This window comes from Pseudomonas sp. S3_B11 (assembly GCF_054667715.1).
On the sequence record NZ_CP162749.1, the window covers coordinates 6,219,136 to 6,239,946 of the forward strand.

The 20,811-nt window shown below is 61.8% G+C and carries 22 protein-coding genes; 9 read left to right on the top strand and 13 right to left on the bottom strand.

Features of this window, described 5'->3' with window-relative positions:
• Positions 1 to 239: 239 nt before the first annotated feature.
• Entirely contained in the window at positions 240 to 1,517 is a 1,278-nt protein-coding gene (locus AB4O22_RS27765; RefSeq protein ID WP_223472063.1) for a sensor histidine kinase, read from the top strand.
• A 7-nt stretch (positions 1,518 to 1,524) separates the two neighbouring features.
• Here the strand turns inward: AB4O22_RS27765 and AB4O22_RS27770 are convergent, their stop codons facing one another.
• Genes AB4O22_RS27770 through AB4O22_RS27780 form a run of 3 tightly spaced genes read right to left on the bottom strand, consistent with a single transcriptional unit; the run spans position 1,525 to position 5,132 of the window.
• Positions 1,525 to 3,159, bottom strand: a complete 1,635-nt coding sequence (locus AB4O22_RS27770) for a GMC family oxidoreductase (protein WP_223472064.1) — start codon at positions 3,157 to 3,159, stop codon at positions 1,525 to 1,527.
• Positions 3,156 to 3,692: a sugar dehydrogenase complex small subunit gene (locus AB4O22_RS27775; RefSeq protein WP_460097616.1), complete on the bottom strand. Its 537-nt coding sequence runs from the start codon at positions 3,690 to 3,692 to the stop codon at positions 3,156 to 3,158. The genes AB4O22_RS27770 and AB4O22_RS27775 overlap by 4 nt, the downstream gene beginning before the upstream one ends.
• A 15-nt stretch (positions 3,693 to 3,707) precedes the next feature.
• Complete coding sequence (locus AB4O22_RS27780) at positions 3,708 to 5,132, bottom strand: cytochrome c (protein WP_460097617.1); 1,425 nt, start codon at positions 5,130 to 5,132, stop codon at positions 3,708 to 3,710.
• Positions 5,133 to 5,595: 463 nt separating this feature from the next.
• Here AB4O22_RS27780 and AB4O22_RS27785 point away from each other — a divergent pair, with 463 nt between their 5' ends.
• A complete protein-coding gene (locus AB4O22_RS27785) occupies positions 5,596 to 7,236 on the top strand; it encodes a methyl-accepting chemotaxis protein (protein ID WP_460097619.1) in 1,641 nt (546 codons plus the stop codon).
• A gap of 53 nt (positions 7,237 to 7,289) precedes the next feature.
• Here the strand turns inward: AB4O22_RS27785 and AB4O22_RS27790 are convergent, their stop codons facing one another.
• Positions 7,290 to 7,550, bottom strand: a complete 261-nt coding sequence (locus AB4O22_RS27790; protein WP_060740084.1) for an accessory factor UbiK family protein — start codon at positions 7,548 to 7,550, stop codon at positions 7,290 to 7,292.
• Positions 7,551 to 7,963: 413 nt separating this feature from the next.
• Between AB4O22_RS27790 and glnK the strand changes: the two genes are divergently transcribed.
• The 4 genes from glnK to sutA all read left to right on the top strand — a co-directional run bounded on the left by glnK (position 7,964) and on the right by sutA (position 10,735).
• A complete protein-coding gene (gene glnK, locus AB4O22_RS27795; protein WP_002555808.1) occupies positions 7,964 to 8,302 on the top strand; it encodes a P-II family nitrogen regulator in 339 nt (112 codons plus the stop codon).
• A 33-nt stretch (positions 8,303 to 8,335) separates the two neighbouring features.
• Positions 8,336 to 9,670 carry an ammonium transporter gene (locus AB4O22_RS27800; protein ID WP_003206817.1) on the top strand — a complete coding sequence of 445 codons (1,335 nt, stop codon included), beginning with the start codon at positions 8,336 to 8,338 and terminating at the stop codon, positions 9,668 to 9,670.
• Positions 9,671 to 9,883: 213 nt separating this feature from the next.
• The gene (locus tag AB4O22_RS27805; protein ID WP_003206814.1) at positions 9,884 to 10,309 is read left to right on the top strand and encodes a secondary thiamine-phosphate synthase enzyme YjbQ; all 426 of its coding nucleotides are present in this window, start codon (positions 9,884 to 9,886) and stop codon (positions 10,307 to 10,309) included.
• 102 nt (positions 10,310 to 10,411) lie between these two features.
• Positions 10,412 to 10,735, top strand: coding sequence for a transcriptional regulator SutA (gene sutA / locus AB4O22_RS27810; RefSeq protein WP_003206813.1), 324 nt, complete (start codon positions 10,412 to 10,414; stop codon positions 10,733 to 10,735).
• 208 nt (positions 10,736 to 10,943) lie between these two features.
• On the opposite strand, the gene AB4O22_RS27815 is transcribed toward sutA, so the two are convergent.
• Genes AB4O22_RS27815 through lptM form a run of 6 tightly spaced genes read right to left on the bottom strand, consistent with a single transcriptional unit; the run spans position 10,944 to position 15,548 of the window.
• On the bottom strand, positions 10,944 to 11,648 hold the full coding sequence (locus tag AB4O22_RS27815; protein ID WP_223472068.1) for an HAD family hydrolase: 705 nt from the start codon (positions 11,646 to 11,648) through the stop codon (positions 10,944 to 10,946).
• Positions 11,645 to 12,544: a tyrosine recombinase XerC gene (gene xerC, locus AB4O22_RS27820; protein ID WP_003206809.1), complete on the bottom strand. Its 900-nt coding sequence runs from the start codon at positions 12,542 to 12,544 to the stop codon at positions 11,645 to 11,647. Before xerC ends, AB4O22_RS27815 begins: the two co-directional genes overlap by 4 nt.
• A gap of 2 nt (positions 12,545 to 12,546) precedes the next feature.
• On the bottom strand, positions 12,547 to 13,269 hold the full coding sequence (locus AB4O22_RS27825) for a DUF484 family protein (protein ID WP_003206807.1): 723 nt from the start codon (positions 13,267 to 13,269) through the stop codon (positions 12,547 to 12,549).
• A gap of 13 nt (positions 13,270 to 13,282) precedes the next feature.
• Positions 13,283 to 14,113 carry a diaminopimelate epimerase gene (gene dapF, locus AB4O22_RS27830; RefSeq protein ID WP_003206804.1) on the bottom strand — a complete coding sequence of 277 codons (831 nt, stop codon included), beginning with the start codon at positions 14,111 to 14,113 and terminating at the stop codon, positions 13,283 to 13,285.
• A 4-nt stretch (positions 14,114 to 14,117) separates the two neighbouring features.
• Positions 14,118 to 15,365 carry a diaminopimelate decarboxylase gene (gene lysA, locus AB4O22_RS27835; protein WP_003206799.1) on the bottom strand — a complete coding sequence of 416 codons (1,248 nt, stop codon included), beginning with the start codon at positions 15,363 to 15,365 and terminating at the stop codon, positions 14,118 to 14,120.
• Positions 15,366 to 15,374: 9 nt separating this feature from the next.
• Entirely contained in the window at positions 15,375 to 15,548 is a 174-nt protein-coding gene (gene lptM, locus AB4O22_RS27840) for an LPS translocon maturation chaperone LptM (protein ID WP_013694543.1), read from the bottom strand.
• A gap of 185 nt (positions 15,549 to 15,733) precedes the next feature.
• On the opposite strand from lptM, the gene cyaY reads away from it, so the two are divergent.
• From cyaY to rnk, 3 genes are all read left to right on the top strand, one after another.
• On the top strand, positions 15,734 to 16,066 hold the full coding sequence (gene cyaY, locus AB4O22_RS27845; RefSeq protein WP_003206795.1) for an iron donor protein CyaY: 333 nt from the start codon (positions 15,734 to 15,736) through the stop codon (positions 16,064 to 16,066).
• A gap of 4 nt (positions 16,067 to 16,070) precedes the next feature.
• Entirely contained in the window at positions 16,071 to 16,289 is a 219-nt protein-coding gene (locus AB4O22_RS27850) for a DUF1289 domain-containing protein (protein ID WP_013694541.1), read from the top strand.
• Between the two features lie 305 nt (positions 16,290 to 16,594).
• Positions 16,595 to 17,005, top strand: a complete 411-nt coding sequence (gene rnk / locus AB4O22_RS27855) for a nucleoside diphosphate kinase regulator (protein WP_003206792.1) — start codon at positions 16,595 to 16,597, stop codon at positions 17,003 to 17,005.
• 7 nt (positions 17,006 to 17,012) lie between these two features.
• Here the strand turns inward: rnk and AB4O22_RS27860 are convergent, their stop codons facing one another.
• The 3 genes from AB4O22_RS27860 to AB4O22_RS27870 form a co-directional block, all read right to left on the bottom strand.
• Entirely contained in the window at positions 17,013 to 19,856 is a 2,844-nt protein-coding gene (locus AB4O22_RS27860) for a class I adenylate cyclase (RefSeq protein ID WP_460097621.1), read from the bottom strand.
• A 170-nt stretch (positions 19,857 to 20,026) separates the two neighbouring features.
• On the bottom strand, positions 20,027 to 20,272 hold the full coding sequence (locus AB4O22_RS27865; protein WP_003206789.1) for a TIGR02647 family protein: 246 nt from the start codon (positions 20,270 to 20,272) through the stop codon (positions 20,027 to 20,029).
• Between the two features lie 145 nt (positions 20,273 to 20,417).
• On the bottom strand, positions 20,418 to 20,705 hold the full coding sequence (locus AB4O22_RS27870; RefSeq protein WP_223472071.1) for a hypothetical protein: 288 nt from the start codon (positions 20,703 to 20,705) through the stop codon (positions 20,418 to 20,420).
• Positions 20,706 to 20,811: the final 106 nt, after the last annotated feature.

The following is a 20,811-nucleotide window of genomic DNA, read 5'->3' on the forward strand; positions in this document are numbered from 1 at the left end:
CGCGTCCTGCGGCTCTGGAAGATTAGTCGTGGGGATGAACTTGGGCGGGGAAATTGAAGGGAGAAAATTTGGCAGGATGTTTCGAGGGCAAGTGACAGCCGAGGGGCGCCAGGCGTGATGCGGTAGCGGATATCACCGCCTCACCTGGCCACGCAAAATGCCCGGAAAGGGCCCTCTGCTAGACTGCGATTTGCCCAGTCGGCACTTGGCGGTATCAACGGCACAGCGAGGAAGTAGCCATGAACGATCTGCTGGCTCTGTTAACCGACAAGCGCTTCATGCCCCACGGGCATTGCTACATGTGGCGTCCGGATCTGCTGTGGACCAATGTGATCGCAGATGGCTTGATCGCCCTGTCCTACGTCACCATCCCCTTCACGCTCCTGTACTTTATCCACAAGCGCAAGGACGTGCCGTTTGACTGGATGCTCGCGGCCTTTGGCGTGTTTATCCTGGCTTGCGGGACCAGCCATGTGATGGAGATCCTGACCATCTGGCAGCCTTATTACTGGCTGACAGCGCTGGTCAAGGTGATCACCGCGATTGCCTCGGTGATTACCGCCATCCTGTTGGTCCGGCTGGTGCCGGCGGCCCTGAAGATCCCCAGCCCGCAGCAATTGGCCAAGGTCAACGACGAGTTACGCGAGGCCCAGGCTGAACTGGTCACCACCGCGCGCCGCGCCGGCATGGCAGAGATCGCCACCAATGTGCTGCACAACGTGGGCAATGTGCTCAATAGTGTCAATGTGTCAGCCCAGGTCCTGTACGAGAAGGTGCACACCTCCAAGGGGCCAGGGGTGGCCAAGGTAGCCCAGTTGATGAAGGAGCATCCCGATGACCTCGGTGACTTCATCAGCAGCGACCCGAAAGGTCGCGCGCTACCGGACTATCTCGACAAGCTGGCCGACGCGCTGGCCGTCGAGCAGCAGGGCATGATCGCCGAGTTGGCGCAGTTGACCCGCAGAATCGACCACATCAAGGAAATCGTCGCCACCCAGCAATCCTACGCCGGCAACGCCAGCGTGCTGGAGCCGGGCTCGTTGCGTGAGCTGGTCGAGGATGTCGTGCGCATTTGCGATGTGTCCCTGGCCCGCCACCACATCACGCTGATCAAGGAGTTCAGCGATGTTCCGCAAATGCCCCTGGACAAGCATCGAGTGCTGCAGATCCTGGTCAATCTGATCAACAACGCGAAGCAGGCGCTGGATGCGGGGGCGAACCGGCCGCCGCAGATCATCCTGCGCCTGAAGGTCGTTGACGAGGGGCGCGTGCGAGTTGAGGTCGAGGACAATGGCGAGGGGATATCGCAGGACAATCTTGCACGGGTGTTCGAGCACGGTTTCACCACGCGTGTCGACGGCCACGGCTTTGGTTTGCACAGCTGCATTCTGGCGGCGCACGAGATGGGTGGCGATCTGACCGTGCAGAGCGCCGGGCCGGGCAGGGGCGCGCTGTTTATCCTGGAGTTGCCGCTGACACAGGCCCCGGCCCCATCTCAGCGGGTGGCGGATGGCTGAACAGGCCCTATACCTCCCTCAGCAATTGATCGGCGATACGAATACTCAGCGCGGCACCTGTCAACGTGGGGTTCACACAGGACGATGACGGCATCACGCTGGTCCCGGCGATAAACAGGTTGACGTGGTCGTGGCTACGGCAGTCGCGATCGACCACCGAGTTTTTCGGATCGTCGCCCATGATGGTGGTGCCCATGATGTGCTGGCGGTTCTGGAAGTTGACGTCGGTGCTGAGGATGTCGGCGTCGAGTAGGTGGGCGAACTGCTTGAGGTCCTCCAGCGCCTTCTCCTTGCCGGCATGCCAGTAGTCGGGAACGCTGTAGTAGATTTCCGGTACCGGCAGGCCAATTGCGTCGAAGCGGGTTTTGCTTGGGGTGATGCGGTTTTCCGACAGTGGCAGGGTTTCGAAGTCCACCGCCCAGTTCAAGGAGCGCGCCGACTGCAGGCGGATCTGTTCGTCGAGCTTGGAGCCCAACACGCCCTTGGCGATCAGGTTGGTGGTGATCTGCGAGGTGGGCACCGTGTTGCGGACCTTGATCTTATAGCTCGGGTAGTCCTTGCGGAACGCGCCGTCGCGGCTGTTCAGGTACACCAGCAACTGAGTCGGCCCCTCGCCGGGCCACATGTCCTCCTTGGTCATCACGTTCATGCTCACGCCGGTGTGGTCCATCAGGTTGCGGCCGACCTGGTCGGAAGTATTGGCGATGCCGTTGGGATATTTCTCGGACGTGGACATCAACAGCAGCTTCGGCGATTCGATGCCATAGGCCGCCAGCACGAAGTAGCGGGCGCTCAGGCGATGCTGGGTCTTGTCGGGGCGCATGTACCAGATCGCGCTGATCTTGCCGTCGTCGCCGGCCTCGATCCGGTACACCACCGAATTGTCCAGGACCTTGGCGCCATGGCGCTCGGCCTCGTCGATATGCATGGAACCGTCGTACTTGGCGGCAATCGGGCAAACCGGGTTGCAGTTGTTGTTGCCCGCGCACGGTGGGCGTTTGCCATAAGGGCGGGTGGCGCGACCATTGGGTTCGAGGATCGGGTTGTAGCCGCCCTTGCTCAACAGGCTCGAGAGACGCTTGAACATGTAGCTGGGCTTCAGGCCTTCCATCGGATAGGGGATCGAGCGCGGTGGATAGGCCGCACCGCCCTGGCCGCTTTCATCCTGGCCGTCGACCCCGGACACGCCCAGCTCGGTCTCGGCGCGGGCATAGAAGGGTTCCAATTCGTCGTAGCTGATCGGCCAGTCGCGCCCGCGCCCGTAGAGGGAGTTGAGGCGGAAGTCATTGGGCAGCATGCGCCACAGCGAGGAGCCGAAGTGCCAAGTGGTGCCGCCAACCACCCGCAGGTAGGAGGTGTTGTACTTCACCGGGCCAACCTGTTGCAGGTAGTCGCCATAGGTGGAGGGCGCATGGGGCAGGCTCGGATAGGGCGAGCCGGCACCCTGCAGCTTGGCGTTGGCCAGCGAGAGCTTGACCGGCGCATTGCGGAAAGCCTCGACGATGTCGCGGCGATTCACTCGTGGGCCCGCCTCGAGGACGATCACGGATTTGTTCGCCTTGGCCAGGCCGCTGGCAATCAGCCCACCCATCACGCCGGAGCCGATGACGACCACATCGGCGTCGTAAACAACGCTGCTCATAGTTTGAAATCCTGCGTGCTGGCTGGCTTGGCACCCCAGGAGTCGGGGCCACCACCGTAGGTTGGAATGATGAGAATGCCGTGGGTCGGGCGATACATCAGCGCTTCGCGGTAGCTGATCAGCTCGGCGTCGGCGAGCTCACCGACGATGCCCAGGTACCAGGCCGAGATAATGCTGGTCGCAGTCGCCTTCAACGATGGGTCCGGGTTGGCCTGGGCCAGGTATTCGTCCACATGCTTGAAGCCTTGCCCGTCGATCATCTGCCTGAGGGCGCCGACATTGCCCGTGAAGTTCGGTGCGCGGCGGCTCAGGGCGCGGTAGTAGCGCGCCGCCAGGAGCGGGCTGACTGGGCGACTGACGAGAAATTGCGAAAGAACGATAAAGTCCTGGTCGCCTTCGGCCATCGCCGATTGCCAGGGACCGAGGCCGCCGACCAGGGCCGCCAGGCCCAGGGTGACCGACCCGCGCAGCAGGCTGCGGCGGGACAGTCGGTCGGTGGGGGTGAATGAAACGGGCATGTGTTGGTCGGTCATTGAAGTCTCCATTGCTCAGGCCTCCTGCAGTCGGCGACGAGCCTTGAGCCTGTAAAGCCCCAGGAGGATCAGCAGGCCGAGCACCACCAGCGTCGGTCCGCCGTATCGTGCCAGCACCGTGATGGGAGCCTTGGGTCCGCCTTCGCGTACCTGTGCCACATCGGTGGCGGTCACGCTCAGTCCGGCATTGCCGTAACGGGACAGGACGTAGTTGCTGACATCGGCGATCTGCTGGTCGTCGAGGCGATCGGTGAACAGTGCAGTGGGACCGAAGGCCGGCATGTCGATTGCCACGCCGTCGACTTCGCGGTGTACGCCATGGACGATGGTCGCGATCAGGTTGTCGCGGCGGCTGGTCGCGGTGTTGTGGAACAGCGAGGGGTACTCGCGGCTGCCCTCGCCGTTGGCCTGGTGACAGTTGGCGCAAGTGCCGCTGAAGATGTGCCAGCCCGGATTGTCCTGCGGCTTGCCGCCGCGCAGGCTGAGTTCGTCGTTCGACGCCTGGCCGAAGGTATGGCGGGCCTGGCGTTCGCCAGTGGCGATCGGCTGGGTCTGCAGCAGGTAGGCGGCGATGGCCTTGAGATCATCTTCGCCGAGGTATTGCAGGCTGTTCTCGATTGCCTCGGCCATGGGCCCGGCTGCCTGCGCCTTGCCCTCCACATGGCCGCTGCGCAGGTAGGCAACGAGCTCATTGCTCGACCAGGCACCGATCCCGCTGGTCTTGTCCGAAGTGATGTTCGGGGCGTACCAGGCCCCCAGCGAACCACCGGAAAGCGCCTTGGCGTTATCTGCAGCCATCAGGCTGTTGCGCGGGGTATGGCAGGTGTCGCAGTGAGCCAGCGCATTGACCAGGTAGTCGCCGCGATTGACCTGCGCGGACTTGCCCGGATCCGCCTCGAAGCGTTTCTGGCTATGGAACAGGGCGTTCCAGCCGAGCATCGAGGCGCGGATATTGAACGGGAAATCGAGCTCGGTCTTGGGGCTGGGCGTATCCACCGGCGCGACTTCATCCATGAAGTACCGGTACAGGGCGGCGACGTCGCTGTCGGTCATCTTCGCGTAGGAGGTGTAGGGCATCGCCGGGTACAGGTGGGTGCCGTCCGGGGTCACGCCGTCGCGCATGGCGCGGGCGAAGTCTGCCTGGCTGTAATGGCCGATGCCGGCGCTCATGGAGGGGGTGATGTTTGTCGAGTAGATGACGCCCATTGGCGAGTTGAGCGGGTAACCGCCGGCAAAAGGCTTGCCGTCGCGGGTGCTATGGCAGGCCACGCAATCGGCGGTCACGGCCAGTCGCTTGCCGGGCGAGGCGCTGGTGTCGAGCGTCTCGCCGTGGGTCGCCAGGCTGACCGTCAACAGGGCCAGGCCGCCCGCGAGCATATTCCTCATGGGCTTGGCCTTGCGCACGCCGGGCAATGACAGGTCCCTCCTCTGCGGATGCATGTGTAACTCCTCACGGTTGGGTTTCGACGCGTGACCGTTGGCTCGGTTCGTTAAGGTTTGTGATGTTGTACGATGTCTTACATTGCGATCAATATTTCACATGATGTAACATTTCTCAATGAATATGGCTAAGAGCCATCATTTATTTGTTTTTGTGAAATGGCTCTAGTTCAGGTGTTTCAGAAGTGTAATGGCCAAGAGCGTCGTGAGCGCAATGGGCGGGAGAGAAAGGAAGTCGCTCCATCCAGCTTGAGGGGGAACAGGGGTTTTGGCTTGTATGTTTGTGATGTTGTACGACGTCACGACGAAAAAACCATCAAGCGTCGCGCCAACAGTGTCCTGTCGGCAGGCGGACCCGAGCGGCGATGGAATCCGGACACAGGCCCTTTACCTGGCGTTACGCGGGGCAGGGAAATGCACACATAACAGGGCTGCTGGACCAGCAGTCCATGAGGATCCACCGATGAACTGGCTCAATGACGCAAAATTATCGACCAAACTGATCACCTCGTTTTTCCTCTGTGCCTTGATCACGCTCGCCGTGGGCATGCTTGGCGTCAGTGGTGTTTCCGCGCTGTCGACACGTTTGCAGGGGGTGTTCAACAACAATCTGGTCTCGGTCGCCAACACGTCGCAGACCAAGACCAAGGCGGTCGGCCAGACGCGCGACATGTACCGGCTGTATGTCGCTACCGCCGGCAACGCCCCGCAGAGCATGAAGGATGAGTTTCTTGCCTCGATGAAAGCCAATCAGTTGGCCAGCGAACAGGCTTTCGCCGCTTACCGTAAAGGGATCCTGGCTGAAGACGAGCGCCTTGCCGGCGACCAGATGGCCCGCGATTGGCCGGTCTACCAGGCCATGGTTCAGCAGTACGTGGCGATGATGGCGGCTGGCGACCTGGAGAACGGCCGCACCCTGCTGCTGGGTGACCTGCAGAAAACCTATCGCAAGGTGATGGACCAGTTGACCATCATGATCGACTCCAATGATCGCCAGATCAGCGAAGACGCCAAGGCCGCCACGCAGCAGGAGGTGACCGCCAAGACCGTGTTGTACAGCGGCATCGTCGTGGCCTTTATCGCCGCGCTGCTGTTGGGCGTGTTTATCAGCCGTCTGATCAGCCGACCGATTGCCACGGCGGTCGATTGCGCGCAACGCATCGCCCAGGGCGACCTGACCCAGCACATCACCAGTCGTGGTCGCGACGAGGCCGGCCAATTGCTCAAGGCCCTGGGCGATATGCAGACGAGCTTGAAGACCACCATCCAGCAGATTGCCAGCGCTTCGGACCAGTTGGCTTCTGCCGCCGAGGAACTGACGGCGGTCACCGATGATGGCAGTCGTGCCTTGATTCGGCAGAATGATGAAATCCAGCAGGCCGCCACGGCCGTGACCGAGATGACTTCGGCGGTCGAGGAAGTGGCCCGCAACGCGGTCTCCACTTCACAGGCGTCGCAATCGACCAGCACACAGGCCAGCGAGGGGCGTGATCAGGCCCGTAGCGCGGTGCAGGCGATCAACAACGCCACCCGGGAAATTACTTCGTCTACCGGGCTGGTCAGGGACCTTGCCGTGCAGGTTCGCGATATAGGTAAGGTGCTGGATGTGATCCGCGGGATCGCTGAACAGACCAACCTGTTGGCGCTCAACGCGGCCATCGAGGCGGCCCGCGCCGGGGAGCAGGGTCGCGGCTTCGCCGTGGTGGCCGATGAGGTTCGCGCCCTGGCGGCGCGGACCCAGGCGTCTACCGGTGAAATCGAGAGCATGATTCACTCGGTGCAGGACCGTGCCGACAGTGCGGTTGATGCCATGGGCAAGAGCCAGGCGCTGGTGACCGAGACCCAGGGTCTGGCCCGGGCCACTGGCGAGGCACTGGAGCAGATTGCCGACGGTATTTCGCAGATCAATGACCGTAACCTGGTGATTGCCACGGCGTCCGAGGAACAGGCCCATGTGGCCCGTGAGGTCGATCGCAACCTGGTGAATATCCAGGATCTGTCGACCCAGACTGCGGCTGGGGCGAACCAGACCAATGCTTCGAGCCAGGAGCTGTCCAACCTGGCCCTGTCATTCAATACCCTGGTCGGCCGTTTCCGTCTCTGACCCGTCGGGGTGAATACGCCTGGGTGACCGGGCGTATGTCGCCGGCTCGTGGCTTATTCCTGTGCCGGAGCCAGTCGCGCTTCCAACTCGGCAACCTTGGCCTCCAGGCTCTCGAGCCGCGCCCGGGTCCGGGCCAGCACAACCATCTGGCTGTCGAATTCTTCCCGGCTTACCAGGTCCAGTTTGCTGAAGCCGCTTTGCAGCAGGGCCTTGAACTGGCTTTCGATTTCGCTTTTGGGCAGCGGCGTGTCGCCACTCAAGATGCGGGAGGCGTGGCCGCTCAGGGCGTCGAGGAGGTCTTTGGGGGCAAGCATGGCAGGTGTCCTGAAAACAATGGCGGGCAGTGTATCACGCAGTGTCTATAGTCAATTCGCAAGCCAGGGATGCACGCTTTTCGCGCATAGGCCCGGGCGTGGCTGCACTGTTGTTGTGCGTATCGCTGCGGTTCTTGGCGCAACGCACGTCGAGCAGGTGGCCAAGAGACTGAAATCAGAGGGTTTGGTGCAGATGGCAAGGTTTCTGCTTAGAGGCTGATGACCCATGCACTGATGCAGTCGCTGTGACGAATGCAGTGCAGCAGGCGGAACGGGGAGTTTCGTCAGGATCGGTTAACTGGCACCTGTCGGGCAACTTGGGCCGACGACGCGTTACAAAGCCAGGCACTGCGCTTAGACTTGAGTCGGGTTTGTTTTCCTGGGGCAAGTCCACCAATTCGGGAGAAAGTTTCATGAAGCTAGTCACTGCCATCATCAAACCGTTCAAGTTGGACGACGTGCGCGAGTCGTTGTCCGAGATCGGCGTGCAGGGCATTACCGTTACTGAGGTCAAAGGCTTCGGTCGGCAGAAAGGTCACACCGAGCTGTATCGCGGCGCGGAGTACGTGGTCGATTTCCTGCCCAAGGTGAAGATCGATGTCGCCATTGACGACAAGGATCTTGATCGGGTGATCGAGGCAATCACCAAGGCCGCCAACACCGGCAAGATCGGTGACGGGAAGATCTTTGTGGTCAATCTGGAACAGGCTATCCGCATCCGTACCGGCGAAACCGATACCGACGCCATCTAAGCCGCCAAACCCAACGCCCCAGGAGAAAACAATATGACTCTGCGTAAATTCGCAGGGCTAGGAGCCCTGTTGTCCTTCGCAATGCCTGGCCTGGCCATGGCAGAAGAAGCGGCAGCCCCAGTCCTGAACTCCGGCGACACCGCCTGGATGCTCACGGCCACGATTCTTGTACTGTTCATGACCATCCCTGGCCTGGCGCTGTTCTACGGCGGCATGGTTCGGTCGAAAAACCTTCTTTCCGTGATGATGCAGTGCTTTGCCATTACCGGTCTGATCAGCATCCTGTGGGTCATCTATGGCTACAGCATTGCGTTCGACACCACCGGCATGGAGCAGGGTGTCGTCAACTTCAATTCCTTCATCGGCGGTTTCGGCAAAGCGTTTCTGGCAGGCGTCACGCCAGCCAGCCTGACCGGCCCGGCGGCGCTGTTCCCTGAAGCAGTGTTCATCACCTTCCAGATGACCTTCGCCATCATCACTCCGGCCCTGATCGTCGGCGCATTTGCCGAGCGGATGAAGTTCTCCGCCATGCTGGTCTTCATGGGCGTGTGGTTCACCCTGGTGTATGCACCGATTGCCCACATGGTCTGGTCCGGTAACGGCGGCCTGCTGTGGGACTGGGGCGTGCTGGACTTCGCTGGCGGCACCGTGGTGCACATCAACGCCGGTATCGCAGGCCTGGTGGCGTGCCTGGTATTGGGCAAGCGCAAAGGCTTCCCGACCACGCCAATGGCGCCGCATAACCTGGGTTACACCCTGATGGGCGCGGCCATGCTGTGGGTCGGCTGGTTTGGCTTCAACGCCGGTTCCGCTGTCGCGGCCAACGGCACCGCCGGCATGGCGATGCTGGTAACCCAGATCGCGACCGCTGCGGCGGCGCTGGGCTGGATGTTTGCCGAGTGGATCACCCACGGCAAGCCAAGCGCACTGGGCATCGCCTCGGGCGTGGTGGCGGGCCTGGTTGCTATCACCCCGGCTGCCGGCACCGTGGGCCCGATGGGCGCTCTGGTCATCGGCCTGGCAGCAGGCGTGGTGTGCTTCTTCTGCGCCACTACCCTCAAGCGCAAGCTCGGCTACGACGACTCCCTGGACGCCTTCGGCGTACACGGCATCGGCGGTATCCTCGGCGCGATCCTGACCGGTGTGTTTGCAGCACCGGCCCTGGGTGGCTTCGGCACCGTGACCGATATCGGTGCGCAAGTGTGGATTCAATTCAAGGGCGTGGGTTTCACGGTGGTCTACACCGCGATCGTCACCTTCATCATCCTCAAGGTCCTGGACGCCGTCATGGGTCTGCGTGTCACCGAGGAAGAAGAAGCCGTGGGCCTGGACCTGGCCCAGCACAACGAGCGTGGCTACAACCTGTAAGCGCACGCAATAAAAAAATGCCCGGTTCGCCGGGCATTTTTTTGTCTGGAATTTGTCATTGCTCACAAGGTGCAGCGGTTTTTCCGACGCCTTTTGTTGTGGATGCGACACAGGTTTTTATACCGCCAAAGGCTTACACCGAAGCAAGAATATTAGGCCCTTTGTTTTTTCCCAGAGCGCGCTAGAATGCGCGCCGAACGTGCGGAGATCTGTATGTGGCAACAGACGCTGATAACCCTGCGGGCAAGGCCCCGGGGCTTTCATCTGGTGACGGACGAGTTGCTTGCCGGCCTGCCTGAACTCCAGGCGTGTCGTGTCGGTCTGTTGCATCTGTGGCTGCAGCATACCTCGGCCTCGTTGACCATCAACGAGAACGCCGATCCGGCGGTACGTCGAGACTTCGAACGATTTTTCAATCGGTTGATCCCACAAGGAACCGCCGACTATGAGCACAACGACGAAGGCCTGGACGACCTCCCGGCGCACTTCAAGGCCAGTGTGCTCGGCTGCCAGATCAGCCTGCCGGTCACGGCGGGACGGCTGGCATTGGGTACCTGGCAAGGTGTTTATCTGGGCGAGCATCGTGATCACGGCGGTGCTCGTAAAGTCCTCGCCACCTTGTACGGTGATGGGGCGTAACCGCTGATTGCCGGCGGATGTTGAATTTTTTCTGGCAGCCTTCGAACTGATGGCGAAGCTGGGCTATAACTAATCTGCTTTTCGCAAGTCATGAGGTAGAACATGAGCGACGATGATCTGGAAAACGACGACCTCGAAGTAGGCGACGAAGACGAGACCGAAGAAGGCCTTGAAGCGGCGGCGGAAGACGTTGCCGACGACGATGGGGCCGATGTTCCGGTTCCTACCGCCAAAGGCAAGGCGAAGGCGGCCGTTTCGGTCGACGAGTTGCCGAGCGTAGAGGCCAAGAACAAGGAGCGTGATGCGCTCGCCAAGGCCATGGAGGAATTCCTGGCCAGGGGCGGTAAGGTGCAGGAAGTGGAGGCCAACGTGGTCGCTGATCCACCCAAGAAGCCTGACAACAAGTACGGCAGCCGCCCTATCTGAATATCGGCTTCATTGCTTGCTGAAAAAGCCCGCCGTCGCTGCGGGCTTTTTCATGGGTGCGATTCCATTCCCCAGGCCAGGCGCAGTCCCTGTGGGAGCGAGCTTGCTCGCGAAAGCGGTGGGTCCGTTGGCATTGATGTTGGATATGCCGCCGTCACCGCGAGCAAGCTCGCTCCCACAGAGGGCTGTAGTGGCTACAGGGCGGGGGTCAGCGCTGGCGATGCCACCCTGCCAATAACCCTGGCAGTTCGGTCAGGCTGCGGATTTCTGCATCCGGCGCGTGGTCGGCATTCCAGGGCTTGCCTGCCGGGTTGAACCATACGGCGCGCAGGCCGGCCTGTTGGGCGCCGGCGATGTCGTCGCCCGGGTGATCGCCAATGTGCACGGCGGTTTGCGCCGTGGCGCCGCCGCGTTGCAGGGCTTCGTGGAACAGTCGGGCGTCAGGCTTGGCGATGCCGATGTCTTCGGCGCACAAGGCGAACTTGAAATAGTCCGCCAACCCCAGGCGCCGCACATCGGCGTTGCCATTGGTGACCACACCGAGGGCGAAGTGATTGGCCAGGATCTCCAGGGTGGGCTGCACCTCGGGGAAAACCTCCAGTTGATGACGGGCGTGCAGGAACGTCTCGAAGGCCTGGTCCGCCAGCTCCGAAGCTTGCCACTGGTCGTAGCCGGCTTCCTGCAAGGCACGGAACAACACGCGTCGGCGCAGTGCACTGATGCGATGCTTCAGGCCGGGTTCTTCGCGCAATACTTGCTCGCGAATCGAAAAAAGATGCTCCACCGGCACGCCGCCCAGGTTCGGCGCGTTATCGGTCAGCCATTGGCGGAGTATGGCTTCGGCGCTGGCGATCACCGGGGCGGTGTCCCACAGGGTGTCGTCCAGGTCGAAAGTGATCAGTTCGATGGTCATGATTCGTCGCCCTTGATGCGTTTGGCCCTGGGATGGGCACTGTCATAGACCGTCGCCAGGTGCTGGAAATCCAGGTGGGTGTAGATCTGGGTGGTCTTGATGTCCGAGTGCCCCAGCAGCTCTTGAACGGCGCGCAGGTCCTGGGAGGACTCCAGCAGATGGCTGGCGAAGGAGTGTCGGAGCATGTGCGGGTGCAGGTTCTGTCCCAGCTCCCGTTCGCCGGCAGCCTTGACCCGCAACTGAATCGCCCGCGGGCCGAGGCGCCGCCCCTGTTGGCTGACGAAGACCGCGTCGTCGGCGGGGTTGGTCAGCGCCCGCAGCGGCAGCCATTGCTCCAGGGCTTCACGGGCCTTGCGGCCGACGGGCAGCAGGCGAGTCTTGCTGCCCTTGCCGAGCACCTGGACCATGCCATCGGCCAGGTCCAGTTGATCCAGGTTAAGCCCCGTCAGCTCGGAGAGCCGCAGGCCGGAAGAATAGAACAGCTCGAGAATCGCCTGGTCACGCCGGGCCAGGAAGTCATCCTCGACGGCGCCTTCGAGCAGTTGCAGGGCGCGGTCGGTGTCGAGGGTCTTTGGCAGTCGGCGCTCGCCCTTGGGCGGTGCCAGGCCGGTGGCCGGATCGTGATCGCACAAACCTTCGCGATTGAGGTAGTGATACAGGCCGCGTACCGCTGACAACAGGCGCGCCAGACTGCGGGAGGATTGCCCCTGTTGATGCAGGCGGGCGATCAGGCTGCGCAAGCGCTGGATGTCCAGGGCCGCCCAGCTGCCGATGTTCTGCTTCTGGCACCAGCCCAGCACTTTTTCCAGGTCGCGGCGATAGGCCGACAGCGTGTGGGGCGACACCTGGCGCTCACTGCGCAGATGTTCGCAGTAGGCGTCCAGCTGTCGTTCCATTATCAGCGTACCGAGCGCAGCGAACCGGCAACCCGTGGCAGCACCCGGCCGGTGACTTCGGCGATGTAGCTCAAGAACAGCGTGCCCACCGAGCTTTTGTAGTGCTGCGGATCGCGACTGGCGATGGCCAGCACACCGTGCACGCCTTGATGGGCGATGGCAACGACGGCGGTGGAGCCGATCTGCTTGCGCTGTTCTTCGCCGAACAGGAAGTCCAGCTCATGCTCGCGCAGGCTGCCGCTGACGCTTTTGTCTTCCGTGAGCAGGCCGCCGATGGCCGTCTGCGCTTCGGCGTGGGTCACCCAGCGGCCCACCGGCATGGCGTTGTCGCCGAACAGGATCAGGCTGACAAAGGGCACCTGGAAATCCTGGCGCAGGCTGTCTTCGACGCTCATGACCAGGTCTTCGAGGGTGCTGGCGTCCATCAGGGCCAGGATCAGCCGACGGGTCTTGTCGAACAGTCGGTCGTTGTCCCGGGCCACGTCCATCAGGTGCGAAAGACGATGGCGCATTTCGATGTTGCGCTCGCGCAGGATTTTCATCTGGTGTTCCACCAGCGACACGGTATCGCCGCGCCGGTGGGGGATGCGCATCGTCGCCAGCAGTTCTTCATGCTCGACGAAGAAGTCCGGATGAGCTTCCAGGTAAGCCGCCACGGCTGCGGTTTCTGGCAGGCTGGGGGATTCGTCGGGCTGTGGGGCTGGAACCTGTGGCTGGTCGGTCATGGGTTTGGCTCACTCAAAGACGAACTTGTCCTTCGTATACGCGCACTGCCGGGCCGGTCATCATCACCGGTTGGCCAGGGCCTGCCCATTCGATGGACAGACGCCCGCCGGGCAGGTCGATCAACAACGGCGAATCCATCCACCCCTGGCTGATCGCAGCGACTGCGGCCGCACAGGCGCCGGTACCGCAGGCCTGGGTTTCCCCGGCACCGCGTTCCCAGACGCGCAATTGTGCGCGGTGGCGGTCGATGACTTGCAGGAAACCGACGTTCACTCGCGCGGGGAAGCGCGGATGATGCTCGATTTTCGGCCCCAGCTCATGCACCGGGGCACTGTTGATATCGGCCACGCGCAGCACGGCGTGGGGGTTGCCCATGGAAACCGCTGCCAGTTCCACTGTGGCGCCATCGACGTCCACCTGATAGCTCAAGGCCTGGGCCGGTGCCTGGAAGGGGATGTCCGCCGGTACCAGGCGCGGAGCGCCCATGTTGACGCCGATCTGGCCGTCGCTGCGCACATCCAGTTCGATGATGCCGCTCTTGGTCTCGACGCGGATCTGCCGCTTGGCGGTCAGGCGCTTGTCCAGCACGAAGCGGGCGAAGCAGCGCGCGCCATTGCCGCATTGCTCCACTTCCGAACCGTCGGCGTTGAAGATCCGATAACGGAAATCCACGTCCGGGTTATTGGGTGCCTCGACGATCAGCAACTGGTCGAAACCGATACCGGTGTGCCGGTCCCCCCATTGCTTGGCGTGCTTGGGCAGGATGTGCGCGTGCTGGCTGACCAGGTCGAGGACCATGAAGTCATTGCCCAGGCCGTGCATCTTGGTAAAACGCAGCAGCATGGTTTTACTCCGGCAGCAGGCTTTCGCCGGCAAACAACTCGGCTACCGTCTCGCGGCGACGCACTTCGAATGCCTGATCACCGTCCACCAGCACCTCGGCGCAGCGGCCGCGGGTGTTGTAGTTGGAACTCATGACAAACCCGTAGGCACCGGCCGAATGCACGGCCAGCAGATCACCTTCTTCCAGCGCCAGCTCCCGACCCTTGGCCAGGAAATCACCGGTTTCGCAGATCGGCCCGACGATGTCGTAGCTGCGCGCAGCGGTATCGCGAGGGCGCACGGCGGTGACGTCCATCCAGGCCTGGTACAGCGCCGGGCGGATCAGGTCGTTCATGGCCGCATCGACGATGGCGAAATCCTTGTGCTCGGTGTGCTTGAGGTACTCGACCTGGGTCAGCAGCACGCCGGCGTTGGCGACGATGTAGCGGCCCGGTTCGAACATCAGCGCCAGGTCACGCCCGTCGAGGCGCTCACGCACGGCCTTGATGTAGTCGGCCACCAGTGGCGGCTCTTCATCGCGATAGCGCACGCCGACACCGCCACCGAGGTCGATGTGGCGCAGGTAGATGCCACAGTCGCCGAGGCGATCGACCAGCGCCAGCAGGCGGTCGAGGGCATCGATGAAGGGTTCCAGGGTGGTCAGTTGCGAGCCGATGTGGCAATCGACACCCAATACTTCCAGGTTCGGCAGCTGGGCGGCGCGCACGTACACGTCTTCGGCGTCGGCAATGGCGATGCCGAACTTGTTTTCCTTGAGACCGGTGGAAATGTACGGGTGGGTGCCAGCGTCGACATCCGGGTTCACGCGCAGGGAGATCGGCGCGCGGACACCCAGCTCGGCGGCGACGATTTGCAGGCGCTCCAGCTCGTCGGTGGATTCGATGTTGAAGCAGTGCACGCCAACTTCCAGGGCACGGCGCATGTCTTCACGGGTCTTGCCGACGCCGGAGAACACGATCTTGTCGGCGCTGCCGCCAGCGGCCAGCACACGTTCGAGCTCGCCACCGGAGACGATGTCGAAACCGGCGCCCAGACGCGCCAGGACATTGAGCACACCCAGGTTGGAGTTGGCTTTTACAGCGAAACACACCAGATGCGGCATGCCCTCGAGGGCATCGGCGAACGTCCGGTACTGGGCTTCGATGTGGGCGCGGGAATAGACATAGGTCGGCGTGCCGAAACGTTCGGCGATCGCGGACAGGGCAACCCCTTCCGCGAACAGCTCCCCGCCACGGTAGTTAAAAGCGTCCATGGCGTTCCCTTAGTAAGTGGTGGTGTGGGTGTCGTGCGAGTGGGATTTGGCTTGCGACGACTTGGCCTGTTCTTCAGGGGACTTGCTGTCATCAGGCAGGTATAGCGGACCTTTTTGACCACAGGCTGTCACGAGGCAGGCAACCGCGACGAGCGCAGCAAGGGAAGAGATCAGGCGCTTCATGGCGAAATCCTTGAAAATGCTTTAATTGCGCCGGAGTATACCGGCCACCCGTCAGCTTGCCTATGCAACGGGGCGCCCGTCCGGCGGCGCTGGTGGTCGTCAGTGGGTATATCCTTTGCAATCGCCGGGAAGCGTCCGTATCTTGCGGCGCTTGAGCATGAGCAGACATTTTCGAGGTTGCCGCAATGAGTTTGACTGAAGCCCGTTTCCACGATCTGGTCGATGCGACCCAGCAAACGCTGGAGGATGTGTTCGATGACAGTGGCCTGGACATTGACCTGGAAGTCTCTGCCGGTGTGCTCACCGTCAAGTTCGAGAACGGCAGCCAGCTGATTTTCAGTCGCCAGGAGCCGTTGCGGCAATTGTGGCTGGCGGCGGTCTCCGGTGGCTTTCACTTCGACTACGACGAAGAAAGCGAACGCTGGATGTGCGACAAGAGCGAAGAGCAACTGGGCGAAATGCTCGAGCGCATCGTCAAGCAGCAGGCGGGCGTGGAACTCGATTTCGAAGGCCTGTGACGGCGTGAGCCAGACCGCCCCGCAACGGCCATCCAAGCCGCTCTACAGCAACGTCAGCCCGGCCGTGCCGTCGCCGTGTACGGGCGTGTGCAAGCTGGATGAACAGAAGGTCTGCCTCGGATGTTTGCGCCACGTGGAAGATATCCGCGAATGGCGCTCGGCCGACGACGAGCGCCGGCGGGTCATCTGTGCCGAGGCGGCTAAACGCAAATCTCTGGTGTGATCGCCCGCTGCGTGGGAGCAAGGCTTGCCTAGCAACCCTGTGGGAGTAAAGCTTGCTCGCGATACAAGCGCCTCGGTTCCAGAGAGACCTCGCTGTATTCATCGCGGGCAAGCCTTGCTCCCACAATCCCCCCGCCACAGTAATTCTGCTCCCCATGACAGTGGGTAGATTTGGCCCGGGTTGTTTATTTATTGAGCTGTGGTAGTGTCCGGTTACGCCTCAATCCATCGAGGTCCGTGAAAACCCCGCCTTTTTGTGGCGGGGTTTTGCTTTTTTTGTGCAGAAGAAAGGAGTCTGCCAGGATCATGACCACACCTTCCATCACCCTTACCCGTCTGGACGTACAGCGTCTGGAACGCCTGATCGACAGCCTTGATGAAACGCTGCCGGGCGTGATTGCGCTGCAAACCGAACTGGATCGCGCCGAGAACGTGGTGGGCCACGAAGAAGTGCCCGCCGATGTCGTGACCATGAACTCGCGCGTGCACTGTCGCGAAGAAAGCAGCGGCAAGGACTATCACCTGACGCTGGTTTATCCACAGGACGCAAATGCCGACGAAGGCCGGATCTCGATCCTGGCGCCAGTGGGCAGTGCGTTGCTGGGCCTGAAGGTCGGCCAGCACATCGACTGGCCGGCCCCGGGTGGCAAGACGCTGAAGCTGACGTTGCTGGAGGTCGAGTCGCAGCCGGTCAATGGCGGCGACTGCGCGTTCTGAACCCGTCTCAGACCTGGTTCAGTGCCTCGTTCAGGGCGCGTTCCAGGTCGGCCTTGTAGCGCAGGTACAAATTGCTTGAACAGGCGCCGTCGCCCACCAGGCCCGAGAGGTCCAGGTCGGTGATGTAGCAACGATAGCGCTGGGCTTCGCGGCGCTGTTCGACGATCTCCCTGGCGACCACGCGGAACAGTTGGTCGCCATGCTCCAGTTCGGAAAACTCCTGCTGATCGCAGTACAGGGTGACATGCACCTGCCCGTGCGCCGCTTTGCCGATGATCGCCTGCACATCATAGAACGGCTTGTTGACCAGCATCTGCGGGGCTTGCCGCGCTTCGATCCGTCGCGCCCGGCCGCTGCCTGAGGGCAATAGCTGGTAGTACAGGGTTTCCAGGGTCAGCGGCTGGGCGGCATCCAGCGGCAGCAGGGCGTCGCGACGGTACAGCACCGATTGCAAAAAGCGTTGCAGCGGCACCAGCAGGCTTTGTTCGTCGTGATAAGGCACGTGTTGTTGCCACAGTGTGTTGAACTCGTCGAGCACGTACAGATCGGCCTCGTCTTCGTCGACGCGGTAGAACACCTGGATGCACTCGGGCTGGCCCATGGGCAGGATCAGCGCCAGGTCGTGGTCCTCCAGGGCCATCGGGTCCAGGTGCAAGGGGCTGTATGCCGTCAGTTCCTCGCCCAGGTAATCCATCAGCGCCGATAGGCTGCCCAGCGCCACGTGGTTGACCTGGCCGGGCACCAGTTCCAGTACGTGATAGTGCTGCTGGACCTGAAGCAGATAGCGGTGATTGAGCCTGCTCAGCAGCAGGGTCTGCGCCGTGTCGATGACTTCTTCGACGCGCCGCGCAATGAATTGGGCGCGGTTGTGGCAGAAACAGCGCACCTGCAAGCGTGGCTGGTGCTGGGTGACGGGCAGGTCGTTGAGGTAATCGCGCAGGCAGTCGAGCAGGGCGTGTTCGCCGTCAAAACGGTTGACCAGCACCTCATTCCAACTGTTGAGCGTGACCTGGTCGAGGGTCAGCACCAGGTTTTCCCGGACCCCGGCATAGCTCAGCGAGTCGGTGCGCTCGGTGGTCATCAGGATATTCAGGTCGCGGTGGTGCTTGAGCGGGTCGACGCCGACGTTCACCAGGATCAGCACTTCGCTGGGCACGCTGGCGCGCAGCAACTGTGCTTCATCCACCGTGGTCAGGGGCAGGGCGATGGACTGTTGCAGGCTGCCCAGCAGGTTGAACAGTTCGAACTCGCTCAGGTCGCTGTCGCCTGGGTGCAGCGCCAGGCGCGTGCTGCTGTCGATCACGCCGTTGCGATGGCACCAGGTCAGCAGTTCCAGCAGCTCGCGGCAGCGCTTGATCGGCGCGAAGTTCTCCCACTCCAGGGCGTTGAGGCTGCCGTTGTAAAGCGCCCACTGGTTCTGCCCCGGTTCTTTCTTGTTGGGTGACTGGACCAGTGTCAGGGTGTCTTCGGCCAGGTCCGGCGCAATGCCGGGGTTGATGAACTCGACCTTGTCGGCCTTGCGTTCGAAGGCTGCGTACAGCCGCCGGCCAAGCACGTTGAGATCGCGTTTGTTGATCAGGCTGACGGTTTTCTCGGTGCGGGCGAACTGGGTCAGGAAGCGGTAGCTGTGGGTGAGTTCGTTGACCAGGGCCCGTCGCTCGTGGCTGACCTGGCGGACTTTCCATTGGCTGCGGCTGTCCAGCAGCGCCAGTTGACGCTGGTCCCAGCCCCATTCCCGGGCCAGTCGTTCGAGCAGTACCCGTTGCCAGCCGCTGCTGCGTACCTGGCCGGTGAGTTTGCGATTGACCTTCAAGTACAGCGCGCGGCGGATCAACTCCAGGCGTTCGGATTCGCTGCGGGCATTGAGGTATTCCTCGATACGGCGGTAGACCAGCATGTACGGGTCCAGCTCTTCGAGGTCCAGGCGATTGGCAAACACGGCCTGTTTGAAGCGCAGGCTCAGGCAGCGAACATTCGGGTGTTCGCTGGCATAGACCTCGGTCAGCAGCAGCTTGAGTACGGACTTGTAGGGCGACTCGATACCTTTGAACAACTGCCAGAGCCCGGCCCCGACGAATTCGCCCGGCGGAATGTAGGCCAAGTGCCCCAGGTCCAGGGTTTCGTCGGCGCGGATGAAACGCTTGGACATCAGTGTATGGGTGTACTGTTCATAGTTCTCTTCTTCATAGACCGGCACCAGCCACCAGATCGGCGTGCGCCCGGCCAGCCAGATCGCGGTGCGGTAGAACTCGTCCAGCAGCAGGTAATGCTGGGTCGTGCCGCAATCGTCGGAGCTGAGCTGGTTGTCACGGTCACCCCGTACGAAACGCGCCGGGTCGATCAGGAAAAAGTGGGCTTCGGCGCCCTGGGTCGCGGCCCAGATCTCCAGCAACTGGCATTTCTTGCGCAGCTCGGCCAGTTCGTCGTCGCTCAGGTCCGGCCCGTGGCACACCCAAACGTCCATGTCGCTCTGGTCGGCCTGGGCCAGGGTGCCGAGGCTGCCCATCAGGAACAGGCCAAGGATCGGTCGTGGAGGGTTGCTGCCGTGCCGGGGCTTGTAGGAAAACGACCGGGTCAGCCGCTGGGCTTCGGCAAGAATATTGGCGTCAGGCTCGTAGTTCGACAGCCCGGCAGGCGTGCTGCCGGAAACGTAGCCGGGCAGCAGCGGATGGTTGACGTGGAAGAACAGCGGCAGCAACGTCAGCACGCCTTGCTGGCGCGGCGACAGGCCTTCGAGGGCGCGTTCCATCCGCACGGAGTTGAGCTTGAGAAAACGTGCGCGCAACTGGCTCAAGACCTTGCGGTCGATTCCCTCGTCCAGATCGGGGCGTATTTCGTGATTGCGGGTCATGTCAGCTCAAACCGGCTCGCGGCGTCGAACGTGGGGGGTGATGGCAGGTTAGCGCCCGATCTTGGGAATTCTTAAGCTGAAAGCAGAATTCGGGTGCCAGTTTTTTTCGCAGGGCACCCGTGCGCCTGCGGAAATCCCGTAAAGGAGATTTCCGTGGGCGGCAGGGGGGATCAGGCGGCTTCTTGCACGCTGAGTATCGTCAGGACGGTTTGTACGTTTTGGGCGGCATCTCGGCCCAGGCTTGTCAGGTAACCACCGTCGGGCTGGGTGATCAGTTCTTTTTCGAACAGGCGTTGGGCAGCGGCAATCGCTTTAGGGGCAGCGGTCTGATGAATTTTCAGGCCTTCCTGGGAACTGTCCAGGTTGAAGAGTGCAAGGATTTCCAGTTCGGCAACCAGCTCAGGGGTAAGCGACATAAGGACTCCAGACTTTCTAGGAATTTGGTCGACAGCGTCACTAAGGTGAGCGCACTCGGCCGAGCTGTCCAGTCTCAGTGTCATGCTTTTTTTGTTTAAAGCATTTTTTGTGGCGAGGGGATTGCTCCCTCGCCACAAGCGCCGTTCAGTTCTTTTCCGGCGGCAACTCAGGCAAGGCGCGCAATGCGGCTTCGTACCACTGGGTATCGAACGGGCGATCTTCTTCCAGGATCGCATCGATCTCCACCGCCAGCACATGGGCCATCAGGTTGAGGATTTCTTCGCGATCATAACCGACCAGGGTCAACTTGTTGAAAGTGGCCTTGGCGGCAGGCGGATTGTCACTTTCGATCTGGTTTTCGATGGCCTGGATCAGCGTGTTCTCGACGAATTCTTCGTCGTCGTCGTTGTCGATGTCGGTTGGCTCGCTCATGGCAGGCTCCTGTGAGAAAGGTCGCCAGTTTACCTGCATTCAGCGGCGTGATGCGCCTGGCAAGAAATGCCCCGGCGGTCTATAACCCAAGGCTGCCAACCCCGCA